General features: G+C 44.5%; 19 protein-coding genes. 7 read left to right on the forward strand and 12 right to left on the reverse strand.

The window, feature by feature from the left end; translation table 11 throughout:
- Positions 1 to 24: 24 nt before the first annotated feature.
- The 3 genes from rpoE to corC all read right to left on the reverse strand — a co-directional run bounded on the left by rpoE (position 25) and on the right by corC (position 3,174).
- On the reverse strand, positions 25 to 603 hold the full coding sequence (gene rpoE / locus A4G17_RS09275; RefSeq protein ID WP_123955871.1) for an RNA polymerase sigma factor RpoE: 579 nt from the start codon (positions 601 to 603) through the stop codon (positions 25 to 27).
- A gap of 169 nt (positions 604 to 772) precedes the next feature.
- Positions 773 to 2,278, reverse strand: a complete 1,506-nt coding sequence (gene lnt, locus A4G17_RS09280) for an apolipoprotein N-acyltransferase (RefSeq protein WP_123955870.1) — start codon at positions 2,276 to 2,278, stop codon at positions 773 to 775.
- Positions 2,275 to 3,174, reverse strand: coding sequence for a CNNM family magnesium/cobalt transport protein CorC (corC, locus tag A4G17_RS09285; RefSeq protein ID WP_123955869.1), 900 nt, complete (start codon positions 3,172 to 3,174; stop codon positions 2,275 to 2,277). Before corC ends, lnt begins: the two co-directional genes overlap by 4 nt.
- A 141-nt stretch (positions 3,175 to 3,315) precedes the next feature.
- On the opposite strand from corC, the gene A4G17_RS09290 reads away from it, so the two are divergent.
- Positions 3,316 to 3,957 carry a curli polymerization inhibitor CsgI-related protein gene (locus A4G17_RS09290; protein ID WP_123955868.1) on the forward strand — a complete coding sequence of 214 codons (642 nt, stop codon included), beginning with the start codon at positions 3,316 to 3,318 and terminating at the stop codon, positions 3,955 to 3,957.
- 58 nt (positions 3,958 to 4,015) lie between these two features.
- Here A4G17_RS09290 and cobB read toward each other — a convergent pair whose 3' ends face one another.
- Complete coding sequence (gene cobB / locus A4G17_RS09295; protein ID WP_123955867.1) at positions 4,016 to 4,735, reverse strand: Sir2 family NAD+-dependent deacetylase; 720 nt, start codon at positions 4,733 to 4,735, stop codon at positions 4,016 to 4,018.
- A 161-nt stretch (positions 4,736 to 4,896) separates the two neighbouring features.
- Between cobB and prfB the strand changes: the two genes are divergently transcribed.
- From prfB to A4G17_RS09315, 4 genes are all read left to right on the forward strand, one after another.
- A protein-coding gene (gene prfB, locus A4G17_RS09300; RefSeq protein WP_123955866.1) for a peptide chain release factor 2 occupies positions 4,897 to 5,995 on the forward strand; the annotation gives its coding sequence in 2 pieces (ribosomal slippage) (positions 4,897 to 4,971 and positions 4,973 to 5,995; 1,098 coding nt in all).
- An 86-nt stretch (positions 5,996 to 6,081) separates the two neighbouring features.
- On the forward strand, positions 6,082 to 6,720 hold the full coding sequence (locus A4G17_RS09305) for a DUF1007 family protein (RefSeq protein ID WP_123955865.1): 639 nt from the start codon (positions 6,082 to 6,084) through the stop codon (positions 6,718 to 6,720).
- Positions 6,711 to 7,691: a nickel/cobalt transporter gene (locus A4G17_RS09310; protein WP_123955864.1), complete on the forward strand. Its 981-nt coding sequence runs from the start codon at positions 6,711 to 6,713 to the stop codon at positions 7,689 to 7,691. The genes A4G17_RS09305 and A4G17_RS09310 overlap by 10 nt, the downstream gene beginning before the upstream one ends.
- Positions 7,692 to 7,787: 96 nt before the next feature.
- A complete protein-coding gene (locus tag A4G17_RS09315; protein ID WP_123955863.1) occupies positions 7,788 to 9,233 on the forward strand; it encodes an alanine/glycine:cation symporter family protein in 1,446 nt (481 codons plus the stop codon).
- Positions 9,234 to 9,294: 61 nt separating this feature from the next.
- On the opposite strand, the gene A4G17_RS09320 is transcribed toward A4G17_RS09315, so the two are convergent.
- The 5 genes from A4G17_RS09320 to A4G17_RS09340 all read right to left on the reverse strand — a co-directional run bounded on the left by A4G17_RS09320 (position 9,295) and on the right by A4G17_RS09340 (position 13,849).
- Positions 9,295 to 10,686: a nicotinate phosphoribosyltransferase gene (locus tag A4G17_RS09320; protein WP_123955862.1), complete on the reverse strand. Its 1,392-nt coding sequence runs from the start codon at positions 10,684 to 10,686 to the stop codon at positions 9,295 to 9,297.
- 85 nt (positions 10,687 to 10,771) lie between these two features.
- Entirely contained in the window at positions 10,772 to 11,314 is a 543-nt protein-coding gene (gene gmhB, locus A4G17_RS09325; protein WP_123955861.1) for a D-glycero-beta-D-manno-heptose 1,7-bisphosphate 7-phosphatase, read from the reverse strand.
- Positions 11,304 to 11,783 carry a thioredoxin-dependent thiol peroxidase gene (bcp, locus tag A4G17_RS09330; protein WP_123955860.1) on the reverse strand — a complete coding sequence of 160 codons (480 nt, stop codon included), beginning with the start codon at positions 11,781 to 11,783 and terminating at the stop codon, positions 11,304 to 11,306. The genes gmhB and bcp overlap by 11 nt, the downstream gene beginning before the upstream one ends.
- Before the next feature lie 96 nt (positions 11,784 to 11,879).
- Positions 11,880 to 13,109: a molybdopterin molybdotransferase MoeA gene (gene moeA, locus A4G17_RS09335; RefSeq protein ID WP_123955859.1), complete on the reverse strand. Its 1,230-nt coding sequence runs from the start codon at positions 13,107 to 13,109 to the stop codon at positions 11,880 to 11,882.
- A gap of 110 nt (positions 13,110 to 13,219) precedes the next feature.
- Complete coding sequence (locus A4G17_RS09340) at positions 13,220 to 13,849, reverse strand: MarC family protein (protein WP_123955858.1); 630 nt, start codon at positions 13,847 to 13,849, stop codon at positions 13,220 to 13,222.
- 72 nt (positions 13,850 to 13,921) lie between these two features.
- On the opposite strand from A4G17_RS09340, the gene A4G17_RS09345 reads away from it, so the two are divergent.
- On the forward strand, positions 13,922 to 15,850 hold the full coding sequence (locus tag A4G17_RS09345) for an ABC transporter ATP-binding protein (protein ID WP_123955857.1): 1,929 nt from the start codon (positions 13,922 to 13,924) through the stop codon (positions 15,848 to 15,850).
- A gap of 38 nt (positions 15,851 to 15,888) precedes the next feature.
- Here A4G17_RS09345 and A4G17_RS09350 read toward each other — a convergent pair whose 3' ends face one another.
- Positions 15,889 to 16,650: a M15 family metallopeptidase gene (locus A4G17_RS09350; protein WP_123955856.1), complete on the reverse strand. Its 762-nt coding sequence runs from the start codon at positions 16,648 to 16,650 to the stop codon at positions 15,889 to 15,891.
- A gap of 73 nt (positions 16,651 to 16,723) precedes the next feature.
- Between A4G17_RS09350 and menC the strand changes: the two genes are divergently transcribed.
- On the forward strand, positions 16,724 to 17,701 hold the full coding sequence (menC, locus tag A4G17_RS09355) for an o-succinylbenzoate synthase (RefSeq protein WP_123955855.1): 978 nt from the start codon (positions 16,724 to 16,726) through the stop codon (positions 17,699 to 17,701).
- A gap of 51 nt (positions 17,702 to 17,752) precedes the next feature.
- Here menC and A4G17_RS09360 read toward each other — a convergent pair whose 3' ends face one another.
- Positions 17,753 to 18,358 carry a lipoprotein HlpB gene (locus A4G17_RS09360; RefSeq protein ID WP_123955854.1) on the reverse strand — a complete coding sequence of 202 codons (606 nt, stop codon included), beginning with the start codon at positions 18,356 to 18,358 and terminating at the stop codon, positions 17,753 to 17,755.
- Positions 18,359 to 18,485: 127 nt separating this feature from the next.
- Entirely contained in the window at positions 18,486 to 19,670 is a 1,185-nt protein-coding gene (locus tag A4G17_RS09365; RefSeq protein ID WP_123955853.1) for an FAD-dependent monooxygenase, read from the reverse strand.
- Positions 19,671 to 19,685: the final 15 nt, after the last annotated feature.

Here is a 19,685-nt window from a genome sequence, read left to right on the forward strand (position 1 = left end):
CAGTTGATAATTCTGAGTGTTGGTTTAATTCTGTTGCATCAGCGGATTGACTTTCGCATCAATCGCTTCCCTTGCCCTAAAAATCCGAGAACGAACTGTTCCCACAGGGCATTGCATCACTTCGGCAATTTCTTCGTAACTTAGCCCTTCAAGCTCTCGCAACGTGATGGCGGTTTTGAGTTCATCAGGTAAATTTTCAATCGTATCAAAGACAATTCGTTTTAATTCGTCTGAAAGCACTAAATTCTCTGGGGTATCAGCTTCACGCAAATGCACACCACTGTCGTAACTCTCGGCATCTTCCGCCAAAATATCTTCTTTTGGTGGGCGTCTGCCTAACGCCGTTAAATGATTTTTAGCTGTATTGACGGCAATGCGATAAAGCCAAGTATAAAAAGCACTTTCGCCGCGAAAAGACTCAAGGGAACGATAGGCTTTAATAAAAGATTCTTGCACAATATCTGGAATATCATCTCGTGCAACATAGCGTGTCAGCAATCCTGCGACTCTATTTTGATAACGGACGACGAGTAAATTAAATGCTTTTTTATCACCTTGTTGTGCACGTTCAACCAATGCCTGATCGGTTATCTGTTCACTCATCTATTTGCGTTCTCCTAACTTCTACGCTCTGCTCTCTTTCTTAATTTCTCAATGCACGCTCGGTTAGTGCCTTAAAATAAGGAAAAGTTCAGAAAACTCACTCAATTGATTAAATTTTGTTCTTTTTTTTGCAAACACCTACTCTCGTCTCTTTAGGGGAAAGCGTGATTTACTTACGACGAGCAATCCCCACAAGCAAAATCAATCCACAAATGGCATACCACAGCCAACGCCCGAATTGTGCGTAAGGAGTTTCGCCTTTGGTACTTTGGAGACTTTGGGTTAAGGTGTTAGCTTCAAATTGTGGTAATAAAGCGGTGACTGTTCCGTCGAAATTGACAAATGCAGTGACGCCTGTATTAGTGGCTCGCACTAGCGGCTTGCCGAGTTCCAAAGCCCGCATTCTTGCCATTTGGAAATGCTGCCAAGGACCACTACTCTCACCAAACCATGCATCGTTGGTAATAGTCAATAAATAATCAGCTTGCTGTGCTTGCTGATTTTGTTGCAGTTGATGTCCGAAAATGATTTCGTAGCAGATCGCTAAATTAAATTTTTGGTTGCCCGCCAACAATGAAGGCTGCACAAATTCCCCTTGCGACAAGTTGATCGGTAGGATAAATACCTCCCGCATCCAATCCAGCAAATTGCCAAACGGCACATATTCCCCAAACGGCACAAGATGATGTTTATTATAACGAGGCGATTGGTGAATAGCATAAGGCACTGATCCGCCTAGCATTACCGCACTGTTATATACCCCATTTGAGTTGCGGTAGAGCGTGCCGATAATAATTTCACTACCATTCTTACGCCCGAGTTGGTCTAGCTGCTGCAAAATCGGTTCGATCTGTTCTTCTGTCGCAGGAAGAGCAGATTCAGGCAAAATCACCACATCGCTCTCACCGATCACTTGGTTGATCAAACGTCCGTAGGTTCGCAAGGTGTCTTCAAAATGAGCAGGGTTCCACTTCATTTTCTGTTCAATATTGCCTTGCACCAAGCTGATTTTTATCGCTGGTTTGCCGTGATCGATTTCGACCCAATTTGCTAGTTTTGTAGTAAAACTGACTGCAAGCACCGCAATCAAGCCGATACAAGCGGTCAGTTTGTGCGAATTTTTTGCAAGTTGTACCACATAACCGCTAACGATCATCACAAAAGCCGTCAAGCCTTCCACACCAAAGAGAGTCGCTATATTGGCAAAAGGCGTATCGATTTGTGAATAGCCAAATTGTAACCACGGAAAGCCCGTAAACACCACTCCCCGCAAATATTCGGTGACAGTGAACACGGCTGCCAATAGCCAAGGATGCTGCCAATGAAAACGCTGTACCACAAAAGTGAACAGCAGCGGATATAACGCCAAATACGCCGCCAACAGCAATACTGCCAAATAACTAACGATTTCAGGCACACCACCGAATTGGATCATACTGACGTGAACCCAATTAACGCCAACAGCAAAATAGCTCACGCCCCATAAAAATGTGCCGAGTAACGCGGTGCGTTTTGAATTGCAAGTCGCCAGCCAAATCAGACCGCTTGCAGAAAGAAAGGCAATCCACCAATAATCAAACGGGGAATAGGCAAAGATGCCAATTCCCCCTGAAACTAAGGCAACCGCATAGGCAAGCCAAGCGGTCGGTTTTTGCTGATTTTTTGCAACTGTCATTCGTTGCTCTCTTTGCTATTCATCAATTCGAGCTGCTCATCGCTCACCGTCACTCGCAACTGAATTAAGCGACGGCTGTCGGCAGACGTGACTTTAAAGACCATTCCCCCCAACTCAATTTCTTCTCCCCGCTTTGGCAAATGTCCGAACGCTTGCATCACCAAACCACCCACGGTATCGACTTCTTCATCATCAAAATCAATGGCAAATTGCTGGTTGAAACGTTCAATATCGGTTAATGCCAACACGGCATAAGAGTGTTGCGAAAGTTGGCGAATCGGCTCAATTTCCGCTTCGTCAAACTCATCTTCAATATCACCAACGATTTGTTCCAAAATATCTTCAATCGTCACCAAACCCGAGACTGCCCCAAATTCATCGACAACCACGGCCATATGAAAACGTTCGGAACGGAACTCTTTGAGCATTCTATCCACCCGTTTGCTTTCTGGCACAATCACCGCAGGACGCAAGATTTCTGCCATTTCAAAAGGTTGTGAGTCAGAACGCAGGTATTTCAGCAGATCTTTCGCCAGCAAAATGCCTTCAATCGTATCTTTACCATCACGAATCACGGGGAAACGGGAGTGGGCCGAGTCGATGATGATATCCACGCAGGCATCAAGAGGTTGGTCAGCATCAATAAACACAATTTGCGGGCGGGGGATCATAATGTCTCGTACTCGCAATTCGGAGATTTCCATCACCCCTTCGATCATCTCTTTAGTATCGCTGTCGATCAGCTCATTTTCGGCAGAGTCCCGAATTACCTCGACCAAATCTTCCCGATTTTTCGGCTCTTGTTGAAACAAGCCACCGAACAAAGATTTTAAAAACGATTTTTTTTCTGGCGTATTTTTATCAGACAAATTTACGCTCTGCGAATCATCACTCATAGGTTTCTCTTTCAAAATAAAAACTTGTGAAAACTATCACAAAATAGACAAAAAATCGACATGAGAACGCATTCGTTGCTTTCTATTTACAAAAATTTAGCATAGGATATGCACAATTTTTTTCCATTCAGGAGTGAATTTATGAAATTAGCACAACTCGCCTTAACAGTTGCCGCATTAGCTGTCACAGGCTCAGCCGTTGCTGGCACGGTTACTGGTTCGTCAAACGTGAATTTTTTAGCGTTCGACGGCCATAAACTTAAGAAAAAAAGCACCATTCAAATTAACGACAACAATCCACACCAAGTCGTTGTTGAAGTGTCGAGCATTTACCAATCTGGCTCTGACAGCAATTTCTTTGAATCTTCTCCAATTGTTATCACTTTCAACGGCAGTCAAGAAGATATTCAAGTGATTGCTCCAAACTTACGTAGCTCATTTGATGTGGAGAAGTTTAAAGAAAATCCAACCTTTACGATTAAAACCGCATCAGGCAAACAGTTAGACTACAAAAAAGATTATTTAAAAGGCGAAGGCTTTATGCCAAATGCGAATATTGAAGGCAACCTAGCTACCTACAATGCTGGTGAAGGTGTTGCGGCAGTGAAAAGTTTTGCCGTTATGCCAATGGCAGCCATGATGCCAGTAGCCGCAGGAAAAGCCGCAAAAGGCAAAGTGATGGTACAGGGCGAAAACATCGCTGAACAACAGTTACAATATTGGTTCCAGCAAGCGGACAAAGAAACCCAAAAACGTTTCTTAGATTGGGCGAAAAAACACTAAATGATGTCGCTACAAGCGGTTAGATCAGCAAAAAGTTTTGCAAAGCTAACCGCTTGCTTTATTTCTCAATGTTCTTAAGCAATTCATCGACAAACTCTGGCACGATGTCACTCGCTTTACCGTATTTTGCCTGTTTAAAGTGGGAACGGACTTTGCTCGGCTCTAAATTCAACTCGATCGTTTCTGCTTCAACTGGTACTTCTTGCACAAATCCAGCGGCTGGATAAACATTGCCCGATGTACCAATCGCAATAAAAAAGTCACAATCATTAAGCATGGCATAAATTCGTTCCATTTCAAGGGGCATTTCACCGAACCACACAATATGCGGACGCAACTTTCTCGGCGTAGTGCAACATTCACATTGGTCCTTTTCCGTCACGTCTTTTTGCCAATCATAAATGTTACCTGAATGAGTGCACCGTACTTTGAGCAGCTCACCGTGCATGTGTATGAGATTTCTCGATCCTGCACGTTCGTGCAAGTTATCCACATTTTGGGTGATTAAAAGCAAATTTTCACCTAACTTTTCTTCCAATTGTGCCAACGCAAAATGAGCCGCATTTGGCTGAATATCAGGATCAAATAGTTTTCGACGGCGTTCATTGTAAAACCGCTGAACGAGCTCAGGATTACGCCAAAAACCTTCGGGCGTGGCAACATCATCAATACGATGATTTTCCCACAAACCATCGCTGGCTCGGAACGTTTGAATGCCAGACTCAGCAGAAATGCCTGCCCCGGTTAAAATCACGACTTTAGGCCTTGATCGACTCACCGTTTTTTCTCCTTCCACGAAATTTTAATGCAGATTATAGCAATGCAAGCGGTCAGTTCCTGATAAAAATTTGCAAATTTCTCCTGAAATCTCACCGCTTGTTCCCACTTTTTCCCCCTTGGGCTATAATTGCCCGCTTTTAAAAATCTGAGGACACAAATATGTTTGAATTAAATCCAATTAAAACACAACTGGCGGATATGGCACAGCGTACTGCAATGTTACGGGGGTATCTTTGACTTTGATCTGAAAGTTGAGCGACTAGAAGAAGTCAATGCCGAATTAGAACAGCCCGATGTGTGGAACGATCCTGAAAAAGCCCAAGCCTTAGGTAAAGAGCGGGTAACACTTGAAAGCGTGGTGAATACGATCAATGCCCTTGAACAAGGAATCGAAGATGTGGAGGGGTTGATCGAACTCGCAGTCGAAGCGGAAGATCAAGACACGTTTAACGAGGCTCAACAAGAAGCGGATCAATTACAAGAAAAATTAGCATTGCTTGAGTTCCGCCGTATGTTTAGCGGCCCACACGATGCGGCAGATTGTTATGTCGATTTGCAAGCAGGCTCAGGCGGTACAGAAGCACAAGACTGGACAGAAATGTTGCTACGAATGTATTTGCGTTGGGCAGAAAGTAAAGGCTTTAAAACAGAATTGATGGAAGTCTCAGATGGCGATGTGGCAGGGATTAAGTCAGCGACTATTCGTATTTCGGGCGAATATGCGTTCGGCTGGTTACGCACCGAAACAGGCATTCACCGCTTAGTTCGCAAAAGCCCATTTGACTCGAATAACCGCCGTCATACGTCGTTTAGTGCCGCGTTCGTTTATCCTGAAGTCGATGATGATTTTGAGATTGAGATCAACCCAGCCGATCTTCGCATTGATGTGTATCGTGCTTCAGGAGCGGGCGGTCAGCACGTCAATAAAACTGAATCGGCGGTGCGTATCACTCATATGCCATCAGGTATTGTCGTGCAATGCCAAAACGGCCGTTCGCAGCATCAAAATAAAGACCAAGCGATGAAACAGCTCAAAGCGAAGCTGTATGAAATGGAAATGATGAAAAAGAACGCTGAAAAACAAGCGATGGAAGAGAGCAAATCCGATATCGGTTGGGGGAGCCAAATTCGTTCTTATGTGTTGGACGATTCTCGTATTAAAGATCTCCGCACGGGCGTAGAAAACCGCAACACGCAAGCGGTATTAGACGGCGATCTAGATCGTTTTATTGAAGCTAGTCTCAAAGCAGGACTATAAAAATCACAGGTGGGCGGAACTTCCGCCTACTTTTTTTGCCTGACAAGCGGTCAGTTTCTCACAATGTTTTACGATTCGGATAGCTCATGAAAAAATCTCTGCTTACTCTACTCCTCTCGCTGTTTTCTACCACGCTGCTCGCCCATCCGCACGCCTTTTTGGATATGCGAAACAAGGTCTTAATTCAAAATGCGCAGCTACAAGGCTTTGAAATGACCTGGATTTTGGATGAAATCACCTCATCGGAATTGATTTACGAAATTCAATCAAGCAAAAATCGCAAAGCCGCTGAAACCAAAATTACCGAAGAACTGAATCAATCCGCGGTAGATAATCACTATTTCAGCGAGTTATATGATGAACAAAATACCCCTATTAAATTCAAATCCAAACCGACTCAACCTTCGATTGCAATTAAAGACAATCGGCTTTTCTACCATTTCACGCTCTCGCTTGCTCAACCTCAAGCAGTCAAAGGCAAATCGTTTCGCTTATTCAGCTTTGAGCCAAGTTACTATCTCTATATAGGTTATGAAAAATACAGCGACTTAACGAGTAGCGAGCAGAATCTCTGCCAGGTTTCATTGGAAGAACCTAAAGTGAATCAACAACTTAGACTCTATGCTTCAAGTTTGGATAAAACAGAATCGCCTGATATGCCATCAGAGAATAGTTTATCGCTCGGGGCACAATTTGCACAAAAGGTGAAAATTGAATGTCAGTAAAACAAAAATATGCGATTGGCATAGCCGCTGCTTTTGGGCTGCTTTTTGCACTTTATCAACTCTACCCATTGATTTTATTTCACGTGTTGGAATGGCAGAAAAGTTTTAACAGCCAACTTTCCACCGCCCTTCGCACGATTCACGACAATCCACAACAAGCGGGAGCAAGCCTGCTTTTGATCAGCTTTTTGTATGGTATATTTCATGCGGTCGGCCCTGGCCATGGCAAATTTATTTTGACCAGTTACCTTTCTCTCGAACAAACTAAACTGCCACAAACCCTGAAAATCACGTGGCTGTCTGCGATTGTACAAGGTTTGGTCGCGGTAGGATTAGTAACGCTACTCGTGGTTGGGCTTACCCTTTCCCGCCACTATTTCAATCTCACACTAAAATGGGTGGAACGTGGCAGTTTTGCCGTGATCATCGCCTTTGGGGCATATTGGATCTGGCAAGCGGTCAAAAGCCATTTGCAAAAAAAAGTGAGAAAACGACCGCTTGCGATCCGCCAAATTCGCCCGATTTCTGCGATGTCGCCAGTAACAAACGGGCATACTCACACCGAACATTGCAGCTGCGGACACAAACATTTGCCGAGTTCGCAAGAAATGGCACAGATCCACGATTGGAAATCAAGGTGGGCAGTGATATTCAGTATCGGGCTACGCCCTTGCACAGGGGCAATTTTAGTGTTGTTTTTATCTTATACTCTCGATCTCTATCTCTGGGGCGTGGCATCCGCGTTGATGATGGCGATCGGCACAGGGCTAACGCTCAGCCTGTTTGCTTGTTTGGTGATGTTCGCCCGCAACAAAGCTGTGCAAGCCAGCCGTTGGTATCTTTCTATTCAAACCAGCCAGCAACTTGTGTTGATCCTCAAATTTCTGTTAGGCGTGGCACTCATAAGTGTGGGTGTTATTCTGTTACACAGCAGTTTCATTGAAATCAGCAATGTTTTTTTGCGACGTTAGTATTACTTTTTTTATAAAAAATCTTAAAAACCGTTTTCAAATTTATGAAAGCGTTTAGAATGCCAATTTCATTACAAATACATGAGGTCTTAATTTATGGATGGCATTGTTGCCACATTTGAAAATTGTCTAAAATGGATTGTGGACAATGTAGATGGCCCATTGTGGGACATTACGGTTATTACCCTGTTAGGAACAGGTCTTTTTTTCACCATTTCAACAGGCTTAGTGCAACTGCGTTTACTGCCGCAAAGTATGCGAGAAATGTGGTTTGGTCGTGCCACAAGTGGTGATTCCTTAACACCGTTCCAAGCCTTTGCGACGGGACTTGCCAGCCGTGTGGGTGTCGGTAATATCGGTGGCGTGGCTACAGCGATCGCATTAGGTGGCCCTGGTGCAGTCTTCTGGATGTGGGTCACGGCGTTAATTGGAATGAGCAGTGCGTTTGCCGAATCTTCTCTTGCTCAAGTCTATAAAATTCGTGATCCAAATGGCATGTTCCGTGGCGGCCCTGCTTACTATATTTCTAAAGGCTTAAAAGCCCCTTGGTTAGCGGTTGCCTTTGCAATCACCTTAATTTTCACCTTCGGCTTTGCCTTCAATGCCGTGCAAGCCAACTCTATCATGGAAGCCACCCGCAATGCGTGGAAGTGGAATGCAGACTATGTCGGTATCGGGCTTGTGGTGCTTACCGCGGCCATCATTTTCGGTGGGGTAAAACGTATTGGTAAAGTTTCATCAAGAGTGGTACCTACCATGGCGTTGTTCTACTTAATTATGGCGGTGATCATTTTAGGGATGAACATCGAAAAAGTCCCTGCCGTGTTAGCAAATATCATCCGTAGTGCCTTTGATTTCTCAGCAATGGCCGGTGGTATGTTTGGGGCATTATTCTCAAAAGCGATGTTAATGGGGATTAAACGCGGTTTGTTCTCAAACGAAGCCGGTATGGGGTCGGCACCAAACTCAGCGGCAACCTCTGATGCGAAGCATCCCGCATCACAAGGTTTGATCCAAATGCTCGGTGTGTTTGTGGATACTATCGTGGTATGTACCTGTACCGCAGTTATCATTTTGATGTCAAACGACTACGGCGGTGAACATTTGCGTGGCGTGTCACTCACCCAAAAAGCGTTGGAATTCCACGTTGGTGAATTTGGCTTACACTTCCTAGCCTTCATTTTGTTACTGTTCTGCTACACGTCAATCATCGGTAACTACGCCTATGCAGAAAGCAACATTCGCTACATCCGCAACAAGCCTTGGGTCGTGCTCGTATTCCGTTTAGTCGTCTTATTCTTCGTCTATTTCGGTGCGGTGCGTGATGGCGGAATCGTCTGGGCATTTGCCGATACGGTAATGGCATCAATGGCGATGATAAACTTAGTCGCCATCGTGCTACTTGCTCCAATCGTGTGGCTGGTGCTGAAAGACTATCAACAACAAGTCAAGGCAGGTAAAGAACCAATATTCAACATTGAAAATCACCCAGAGTTACTCAAGCGTGGCGTTGATGCGGAAGTATGGCGTAAACTGGACTAACAAGCGGTAGGATCCGAAGAAAATTTTGCAAATGAAAGGCGAGCAATGCTCGCCTTTTTCTTTAGCCCATGTTGACCCGATGACGAATCGTCTCTAAGTTGTCATCCACAAGCAGCTCACCATTGTGAAAAATAGGGCGAAGTTGGTTGGTTCTTTCGCCTAATTCTGCTTGTTGAATGGTTTTCCAACCATTCTGTTCTTTGACTAATGCAAGAACACCTTTTTTAGATCGCTTTGATTGGCTTGTGATTGGATCTTTATAAATATCCCGCCATTGATCCGCAATACAAATACTGCTGGCTTTCATCGCCCAGCCCATTGTATCTCGATTGATTTGTTGCAATAGCCCACCGCCCATACCAAAATTAACATTCTCAACGCTGAATCCTTTCTGCATAATGGCATCTAAAATCAGTGGCAGCGAATGGCGATTAATGCCATCGCCTTGAATAATTCGAATAAAATCAGGCAATACTTTGTAACCCTTACTATTTACCGTATAACCAAATTTTTCAGCCAAAATTTCGAGACAACGACAAACGACTTCTGTCGGTTCACCACTATCAGGGCGAATCACTAACCGCCCACCACGTTGTTCAACAAGTTGCTTGAGCTCATTGCCCCAAAGGTGCTCTAACGCATTCCATAAGTCATAACTATCTGAAACAACAGCATAAATCTTTCCTTCTCCAGCAAACTGCTCAACCATATTTTTGTAGGCATTGACTTCATTTTCTCTGCCCCAAGCAGTAATCGTGCTATGTTCTGCAGCGGGAATCGAGAAAGCGGCAATCGCATCAGCGTGATACCAACGATTCGCCGCCACCAATGCTGAGACACTATCAGTGCCTTTGAAATTGACCAAATGAGCCAAGCCACCTAACGCCACGGTTTCTAAACTTGATGCACCACGTGCACCGAAATCATGTAGCTGAAAATCAAGCCCGTCTAAATGGTCTGCTGATTTCACCAGTGCATCTCGAATGTTTTGTTTACAGAAATAAGAGACACTTGCCACCGTTGAGGGATACCACACCGCACGGAGTAAAGCTGTTTCTAAATAGCCAACCAACCAAAAAAATTCAGGATCGGTATTACGAATTTGGCAAACCACATTCCCTACGGGAAGCACGGTGCCTTCAGGCACCGCTTCAATAACAAGCGGTAACTTCCCCGCATATTTTTGCAAAATGCGTTGCCAACCAGCTCGGTTAAACGGTAGCCCATGAGCCGTTAAAAGTTGTTCAGCTTCATCAATATCTTGCTGTGTAATTGGCTTAGAAAGGTATTCTTTGATAAAAGCTTGCAAACCAAACATAACGACATCCAATTCGCCGCTACGAGCTTCAATATAGTAAGAAAGGTATTGGGTTTCGGGAGGATACTGCAGCCAATGTGATGCTTTATAGCTATCCACATTCAGTAAGAGATTCGCCAGATTGGAAGTATACATATCAATTTTCTCCAATTTACACACAGAAATGTTTTTTTTGATATATATACTTTACCAAAAATAGATAACGAAGCCTAGTAAGAAATCACAGCCACGCAGGCAAATCTGCCAAGCTATCCAAGACTTTATCGGCTTTCGCTTCGGCTTCCGGGGTTACCGCTTTGCCTGTGCGAACCAAAATTTTGGTTTTTACGCCCGCATTTTCGGCAGCGAGCAAATCTTCTAATTTATCGCCGACCATAATCGACTGGGTAGGATCAATATTCAGATCAGCAATCGCTTGGGTGAACATGCCCGCTTTGGGTTTACGGCAATCGCACTCTTCCCGATATTCTCCCTGTCCTTCTGGGTGGTGCGGGCAGTAGTAAATGCCGTCAAAATCTACCCCCCTATCCGCAAGGGACCAGTCAAACCATTCGGTCAGTTGTAGAAATTGATCTTCGCTAAAGTAGCCACGAGCGATGCCTGATTGGTTCGTGACTAGCACCAACAAATAGCCTTTCTGCTTGAGTTTCAACATGGCCTCAATCACGCCATCAATAAACTGAAAATCATCAATTTGATGCACATAGCCGTGATCGATATTGATCGTACCATCACGATCCAAAAAAATGGCTTTATTCCCCATGTTGCTGTCCTTTTACAAAATCAACGATCATCTGGTGATGTTCCGACGTTTTGAATTTGTCAAATACCGCTTCAATTCGGCCACTTGCATCCACCAAAAAGCTGATACGATGAATGCCATTATAGGTTTTGCCTAGGAACTTCTTCTCCCCCCACACCCCAAAGGCTTCTGCAATTTGGTGTTCGGGATCGGATAACAATGTGAAATTTAGCCCTTTTTTCTCGACAAATTGTGCCAGTTTTTTCGGCTGATCAGGGCTGATACCAAGCACCACCACATTTAATTCATCCAACTCTGCTTTGCTATCTCGCAGCCCACACGCCTGCGTAGTACAGCCTGGGGTTAACGCTTTTGGGTAAAAATAGACCAATACTCGCTTACCACGAAATTGGCTTAATGAAACGGAAGAATTATTTTGATCCAACAACGTAAATTCAGGGGCGAGATCGCCGATTTTGAGGGTATTCATTGTTATTCCTTTTATTTTGCTGGCGATCGTCTGTGACGAGTGCCTTATTAATAGCAAAAGCACCCGTTAGACACGGGCACTATTTTTCATCGGATTTTATTTTAATAAATTGTTAAACGGCTGAATAATCACTTTTTCGCCTTTTTCAACATTGCCACGCATCTGTTCCAGTACGATAAAACAGTTGCTGTCATGGAATGCACTGAAAATATGTGAGCTTTGGTTGCCAACGGTTCGGACTTCTAATTCACCGTTTTCGTTAGCGTAATAAAATCCCCGTTGGAAATCTTGGCGGCCGACGGCTTTTTTCAAGTTTTCGGCACTACAAGCGGTCAGATTTGGCGAGAAATTTGCAATTCTATCGGCATTCAAGCCTGAGAGTTTCATTAACGCAGGTTGCACTAACTGATAAAAGGTAACCAAGGCAGAAACGGGATTGCCTGGCAAACCGAAGAAGTAAGCATTTTGCAATTTGCCAAATGCGAACGGTTTGCCTGGCTTCATTGCGATTTTCCAGAAGCCGATTTTACCGAGTTTTTCCAGCACCGTTTTGGTAAAATCCGCTTCACCGACCGACACACCACCACTGGTAATCAGCACATCTGCTTGGTTTTGAGCTTCGGTGAAGGTTTGTTCAAATAAAGCAGGATCGTCGGGCAAAATGCCGTAATCGATCACCTCACAATGCAATTTTTCCAACAATAAACGGACGGTAAAGCGATTGGTGTCGTAAATTTGCCCGTCTTGCAACGGCTCACCTACGCTGACTAATTCATCGCCCGTTGATAAAATCGCCACTTTCAAGCGGCGGAAAACGGTCACACCGGTAATTCCCAGCGATGCCAATAGTGGCAGAGTTACCACACTCAATGGCGTGCCTTCCGCCAATACTAACGCCCCTTGTTGCACATCTTCGCCTGCTCGTCGAATGTTTTCGTTCGGCTTTGGTGTACGAGTGAAACTGACTGAGCCATCGGCGTTTTGCACGCTGTCTTCTTGCATAATCACCGCATCACAGCCCTCGGGGATTTTTGCTCCAGTCATAATCCGCACACATTGCCCTGAAGAGATCGGCTGGGTAAATGGCAGCCCTGCAAAGGCTTTGCCCGCTACCACAAGCGGTTGGTTTTCGCTGAAATGTTGCAAATTGACCGCATAGCCGTCCATCGCAGAATTATCAAAACTGGGCACATTGATCGGCGAATAAACCGCCTCCGCCAACACACGATTTGCTACTTGGCTCAACGGTAACGTTTCAGTTTCCGTCGGCTTCGGCAATGCCTTGAGCATCTGCTCAAGGGCTTGGGATAAAGAAAGTAGGGACATAATGAATTCTCGTTCTAGTCGGTTCGGACTTATCTGTCCGCCGATTCACATTTGCAATATTTTTCTGAAATCTGACCGCTTGTCGTGGGGAATATCTCCCCACCTATAGGTTATGATGCGACAGCTGACATCTGCTGCACAAAATCTCGCAAGCCGAGCAAGATGTTGTTGATCGCCACAGCACACAAAATCAAGCCCATTACCCGACTGATAATCGCCGCTCCCGCATTGCCAATTAAGTGTTGAATACGGTTTGCGATGAGAAATAGCAGGTAGGCAATCAACAAAATGGCCAACATAATCCCTGCGGTGACGAACTGTTCACCTAAATTATAGCGGTGGTTGTCGGTCAAAAGCACTACCGCCATCATCGCCCCAGGGGAAGCGATAGATGGCACCGCAAGGGGATACACCGCCAATTCGCTCAAATTGCTTTTCATTTTAATTTCTTGGTCGGGCTTACTTTCGCCAAAAATCATCGACAACGCAAACAGCAACAGCACCAATCCGCCCGCGATCTGGAAGGCTGAGAGCGGAATTTGCATCGCCTCAAGTAACCATTGTCCCATTACTAAGAAAAAGAGTAAAATCCCCGCCGCAATCACAACCGCATTACGGGCGATTTTACGGCGATCATCTGGCGAAAGTCCGATCGTTTTGGCCAAATAGACAGGAATGGAACCAATCGGGTCGATGACCGCCCAAAGTACCACAAACTGTACCACTAATGAGTCAAACATAGATTTTCCTTGTCTTTGTCAAATGCGGTTATTGTGCCTTAATTTAACCTTATAAACAAACGTCAATTTTCAATGATTTTCTTTACTGATTTAACTTTAAAACGTGGGCAAACGGTTTTGCTCGAAAATGCGAATGCCACTATTCATACGGGGCAAAAAGTGGGGCTGGTCGGCAAAAATGGCTGTGGCAAGTCCTCATTACTATCCCTACTTAAAAAAGAGATGAGTGCGGAAGGTGGCGAAGCGAAATATCCGCACAACTGGGCGTTGGCATGGGTGAATCAAGAAACACCCGCACTAGATATTTCGGCGATTGATTATGTCATTCAAGGCGATCGAGAATACACCGCCTTAAATGCTCAACTTGCTGAAGCCAATGCCAACAATGACGGCAATTTGATCGCGATCCTGCACGCTCAGCTCGACACCATTGATGCCTGGACAATCCACGCCCGTGCTGCCACCTTACTCAACGGCTTAGGGTTTGCCACAGAACAGCTATCACTGCCAGTGAAATCTTTTTCGGGCGGTTGGCGAATGCGGCTAAACCTCGCTCAAGCGTTGATTTGTCGTTCAGATTTATTACTGTTAGACGAACCCACCAACCACTTGGATTTAGATGCGGTGATTTGGCTTGAACGTTGGCTGACAAATTATCGTGGCACGCTGTTGCTGATTTCCCACGACCGTGACTTTCTCGATCCAATTATCGATCGCGTGCTGCATATCGAACAGTATAAATTGAACGATTACACGGGCAATTATTCATCTTTTGAAATTCAACGAGCAACCAAACTGGCTCAACAGCAATCTGCTTATCAGCAACAGCAGCAAAAAATTACTCATTTACAGCGTTTTATCGATCGCTTTAAAGCGAAAGCGAGTAAGGCAAAACAAGCACAAAGCCGTGTGAAAGCCTTGGAAAAAATGGAACTGATTGCCCCCGCTTACGCCGACAGTCCATTCTCGTTCAGTTTCCGTGAACCACTTTCGCTACCAAGCCCACTGCTATCAATGGAAAAAGTCAGTGCGGGCTATGATGGACGCACGGTATTGCACTCAGTCAAGCTCAATTTAGTCCCCGGTTCTCGCATCGGTTTGCTCGGTCGCAATGGAGCTGGGAAATCAACCTTGATCAAACTGCTCGCAGGGGAAATTGATGCACAATCCGGGCAGACACAACTTGCCAAGGGCGTGCAGCTTGGCTACTTCGCCCAACATCAGCTCGATACGTTGCGAGCCGAGGAAAGTGCCTTGTGGCATCTCGCTCGCCTTGCACCCCAACAAACGGAACAAGAGCTGCGAAACTATCTCGGCGGCTTTGATTTCCACGGCGATAAAGTCAAACAAGCGGTAAAATCATTTTCAGGCGGTGAAAAAGCCCGTTTGGTACTGGCGTTAATTGTATGGCAACGCCCGAATTTACTGCTGCTTGACGAACCAACTAACCACTTGGATTTGGAGATGCGTCAAGCCCTGACCGAAGCCCTCACCCAATATGAAGGCTCGCTGGTGATTGTTTCCCACGACCGCCATTTGCTACGCAGCACCGTGAATGAATTTTATCTGGTTCACGATGGCAAAGTGGATGAATTTAAAGGCGATTTAGACGACTACCAAAAATGGCTGAACGAACAAAATGCCTTGCTTGAAAGTAGCAAAAAAGCGGAATTTGCAAAAAATTCAGTGGAACTGACCGCTTGTCACGATAATTCCGCCGCGACTCGCAAAGAGCAAAAACGCCTTGAAGCCGAACGTCGCCAACAAGCAGCACCACTACGCAAAAAACTGACGCAGTTGGAAAACAATCTGGAAAAACTGACCGCTTGCTTAGCTGATCTGGAAACCGCTCTCGCCAGCCCTGAGCTTTACGAAGCGGAAAACAAAGCCAAATTGACAGAAACGCTCACCAAACAAGTAGACACGAAAAAACAGCTTGAAGCAGTCGAAATGGAATGGCTCGAATTGCAAAGTGAGTTAGAAGAAATGGTTAACCGTTAAAAGAAAAATAGCCTTAAAGTCTCTTTAAGGCTTTCTCTCTACCGACATGCTGCAATCAGTAGCTCTGGGCGATATTCAAAATGCACTGAATCATAACTTGCCCATTTCCCACCCCAAATGAAGCCGTGTTTTTCAAAAATCATCACAATTCGTTTCAGTTTTTCGTCTTCCATCAATACGTTTGGAAAAGGGCAAGGCTGATCTTCTGATTTACACCCATCCCAACGCCAATATTTATGTAACGGCTTTGGAAGTTGGAAATCAATTGCAATGCCAAAACTATGCGTACTAAGCCGAGTAGTGCCTGCAATTTTTCGAAAATGAAAACTGCCTAATGATTTATTCACATAGCTGATTAGATCAGGGTACTGAGCAATTTCATTGCCGACTTTTTGTAACTGCTCACTCGCTCCATTGTTTCGATTAAATTGCACTGATGATTTGCTTGGAGCCCAATATACAGAAACCAGATTCTTCTTGATCTCCTGTTGGTTAAATCCATATAAATGCTTAAAAAACAATTCATTACGAATTCGTCCTGCATCTTGATATTGCTTCGGCACACTGAATGTTAATGGATAACGCTGCGAAAGCTGATCGGCCAATGTGGCATTCTGTAATAGCTGACTAAAAGGTAAAGACGATTTCTCACCGATTTTCATCTGCTGACCGTTTGCAAATTGAATCGTTTGTTCATCAACCTTTTCCACGGCAGAATAGGCTGCGGCTAAACAGCTTGCATGATTTGCCAAGGCTTCCACAGAACAGCAGATACTTAGCAACACAAAATATTTTTTCATGATTAAACCTATCTTTCAGAACTCGTCCGATATTATACTGTGAAGCCATATTCTTTTTTCAATAAATTTGCCCATGAAAACCGCTGAACTCTACCGCTACCAAATTCCGATTGAAACGGGCGTGGTATTGCGCCATCGCCGTTTGAAATGCCGAGAAGGGCTTCTACTTTGCTTGCGAGAGAATGGTAATACCGGCTGGGGAGAGATTGCTCCGTTGCCTGAATTTAGCCAAGAAGACTTGATCACCGCAGAGCAACAAACTCGAACTTGGATCGCAGACTGGCTTTTGCAAAAAAAGGCCGAGATCGAACCGCTTGCACCGAGTGTCGCCTTTGGGATTAGCTGTGCGTTGGCGGAATTGCGGAATACATTGGGCGACCACGGCAATTATCGCACCGCACCGCTCTGCTATGGCGATCCTGATGCACTTTATGCCAAATTAAACCGAATAGAAGGTGAAAAAGTCGCCAAAATGAAAGTCGGCTTGTATGAGGCGAATCGTGATGGCTTACTGGCGGAAATGTGCTTAACCGCTATTCCTGATTTGAAATTACGCCTTGATGCCAACCGAATGTGGACGCTCGAAAAAGCGTTGCTGTTCGCCCGTAAAATTTCTCTGGAAAATCGAAAACGCATTCAATTTATTGAAGAACCTTGCCAAACCGCTGATCTTTCACGCCAATTTGCCGCAGAAACTGGCATTGCGATTGCGTGGGACGAAAGCGTGCGAGAGCCTGATTTTGTGGTAAAAAAAGAGCCAAATCTGGCCGCTTGTGTTATCAAACCAACCTTAGTTGGATCTATCGAAAAATGTGTCAAGCTGATCGAACAGATTCATCAGCAAGGAATGACCGCAGTGATTAGCTCAAGTATTGAATCAAGCCTTGGACTGACGCAACTCGCCCGCCTTGCTCATCAATATACCCCGAATACAACACCTGGATTAGATACGCTCAATTTAATGCAATCACAACTCTTGCGATCCTGGCAAGGTAGTGATTTGCCGATTGCCGATCTAAACAGCCCGTTTATTACTAAACTGGCTATATAAAACAAAAGGTTAGCATTACTGCTAACCTTTCATATTTCGTTTAATCAGAAATTATTTTGCGAATTTATTTTGTAATTCGATTTGCGATTTTTGTAATTCTGCCCCTAAAAGCATCAATTTTTGAGCTTTTTCTTGAATTGCCGCTTGAGCTTCTGGTGTTGGAGCGGTCATCACTTTCACTGAGTCTGTGATTAAATCGCTTGATAACATTAAGCTTTCTTTAGTTTTTGCTTTAAATGCATTCACTTCTTGGTTTTTGATTTCAAGTGAATCTAAGCTTTTTAGGACTTCATCTACTTTGCCTTTGAATGCCTTGAAGGCTTCTTCTACTTTCGCTTTATCTTGTGATGCCACACTTTGTTGAAGTTCAGCTTGTGCCTGAGCTAGCATCACTTCTTGAGATTGGTTCCACTCAAGTAATTTTTTGAAATCTTCCACGCCTTGTGCATCCGCAGACATATCTGCTTTCGCCTCTTCTGCTTTTGGTGTTTCTGTTACCGTTGCTGCTGGAGCTGGTGTCGCTTCAGGTTTCGGTGCTTCCATTGTTTGCTTGGTTTCTTGTTTTGCTGGCTCGGCGGCTTTATCTGCTGGTTTGTCGCAAGCGGTTAAGAAAAGAGCAAAAAGTGCTGCCGCACTGATTTTAGTAAATTTAGTCATTTAAGAATCCTCAAATATAAAGAAAAACTGCTTAAAAAAGCAGGCTAATTTGCTCGCTGATAGACAGGTAAAATTCCTATTCGTTCAACGACTTTCACTAAACAGGCACCAACTGAATAAAAAACAATCAGAAATGTAATGTCTGTTCAATAAAAAACTTTTTCGCGAGGGCATTTTGATTCGTGAGTGATAACCCCACGCCACGCACGAACTTTTTGAGTGGGTTATCGCCATGAAAGAGTTCTTTTAACCCTTTCATTGCCGCTAACACTTTAATTGCTTCTGTCTTACGTTTCCGCTCAAAATAGCGTAAATGGCGTTGCTCACCAATATCATGACCTTGTGCTAAATGGTGTTTTAGCTCACTCGCCAGTGTCATGGCATCTGCAAATCCTAAATTGACACCAAGTCCCGCCAAAGGGTGAATAGTATGTGCTGCATCTCCCACTAATGCAATACGCGGTTTGACAAAATCACGTGCGTAACGTGCAACAAGCGGGTAGATCTGACGAGAACTTTGCAACTCACATAAACCTAGCTGGTTATCAAATGCAATCGTTACTGCTTGGTTGAATAATGTTTCATCCATCGTTTGCAGAGCTTGAGCCTGCTCTGGCGGCAAAGACCAAACAATTGAACAGAGATGCTGGTCTGCCATTGGTAAAAATGCCAATATGCTGTCTGGCGAAAAAATCTGACGAGCGGTTTTTTCATGGGGCTCTACGGTTTTGACATTACACACTAATGCCGTATGTTGATAATCTTGGCTGATAAGTGGCATATGACTCTGCGTTCTTACCCAAGAATTCGCTCCGTCAGCCCCAACCACTAATTTAGTCGAAAGCATTTCACCTGATTCAAGGGTTAAAAACGCCCCTGTTTCGCTAACGCCTAACGTTTTAGGGCTATCTTGCAATAATTCCACATTCGCTTGCTGGCTGACCGTTTCCCAAAGGGCGGTTTGAATGCGATCGTTTTCAACAATCACACCAAGTTGCTCCAATCCCAATTGCTTAATCAGTGGATCATGATTATCAAAATGAATTTTAGCAAAACTGTCCTTTTCACAAACTGCCATTTGAGTGTAAGGTGAGAGACGTTCAGCTGCAATCTTTTGCCAAGAACCGACCGCTTGTAGCATCTGCTGGCTGGCAAAATTAATCGCACTGACACGATGAGAAAAGGCATCATCAAGTGGCTTGGGCGGATGTTTTTCCAGCATTTTAATTTGGCAGTTAGCATCCGCTAATAATGCTGCCAAAGCCAAACCAACCATACCACCACCCACAATGACAAGATCTGCATGTTTCATTCATTTATCCTTTCA

It is taken from the genome of Frederiksenia canicola, from assembly GCF_011455495.1.
Classification (GTDB): Bacteria; Pseudomonadota; Gammaproteobacteria; order Enterobacterales; family Pasteurellaceae; genus Frederiksenia; species Frederiksenia canicola.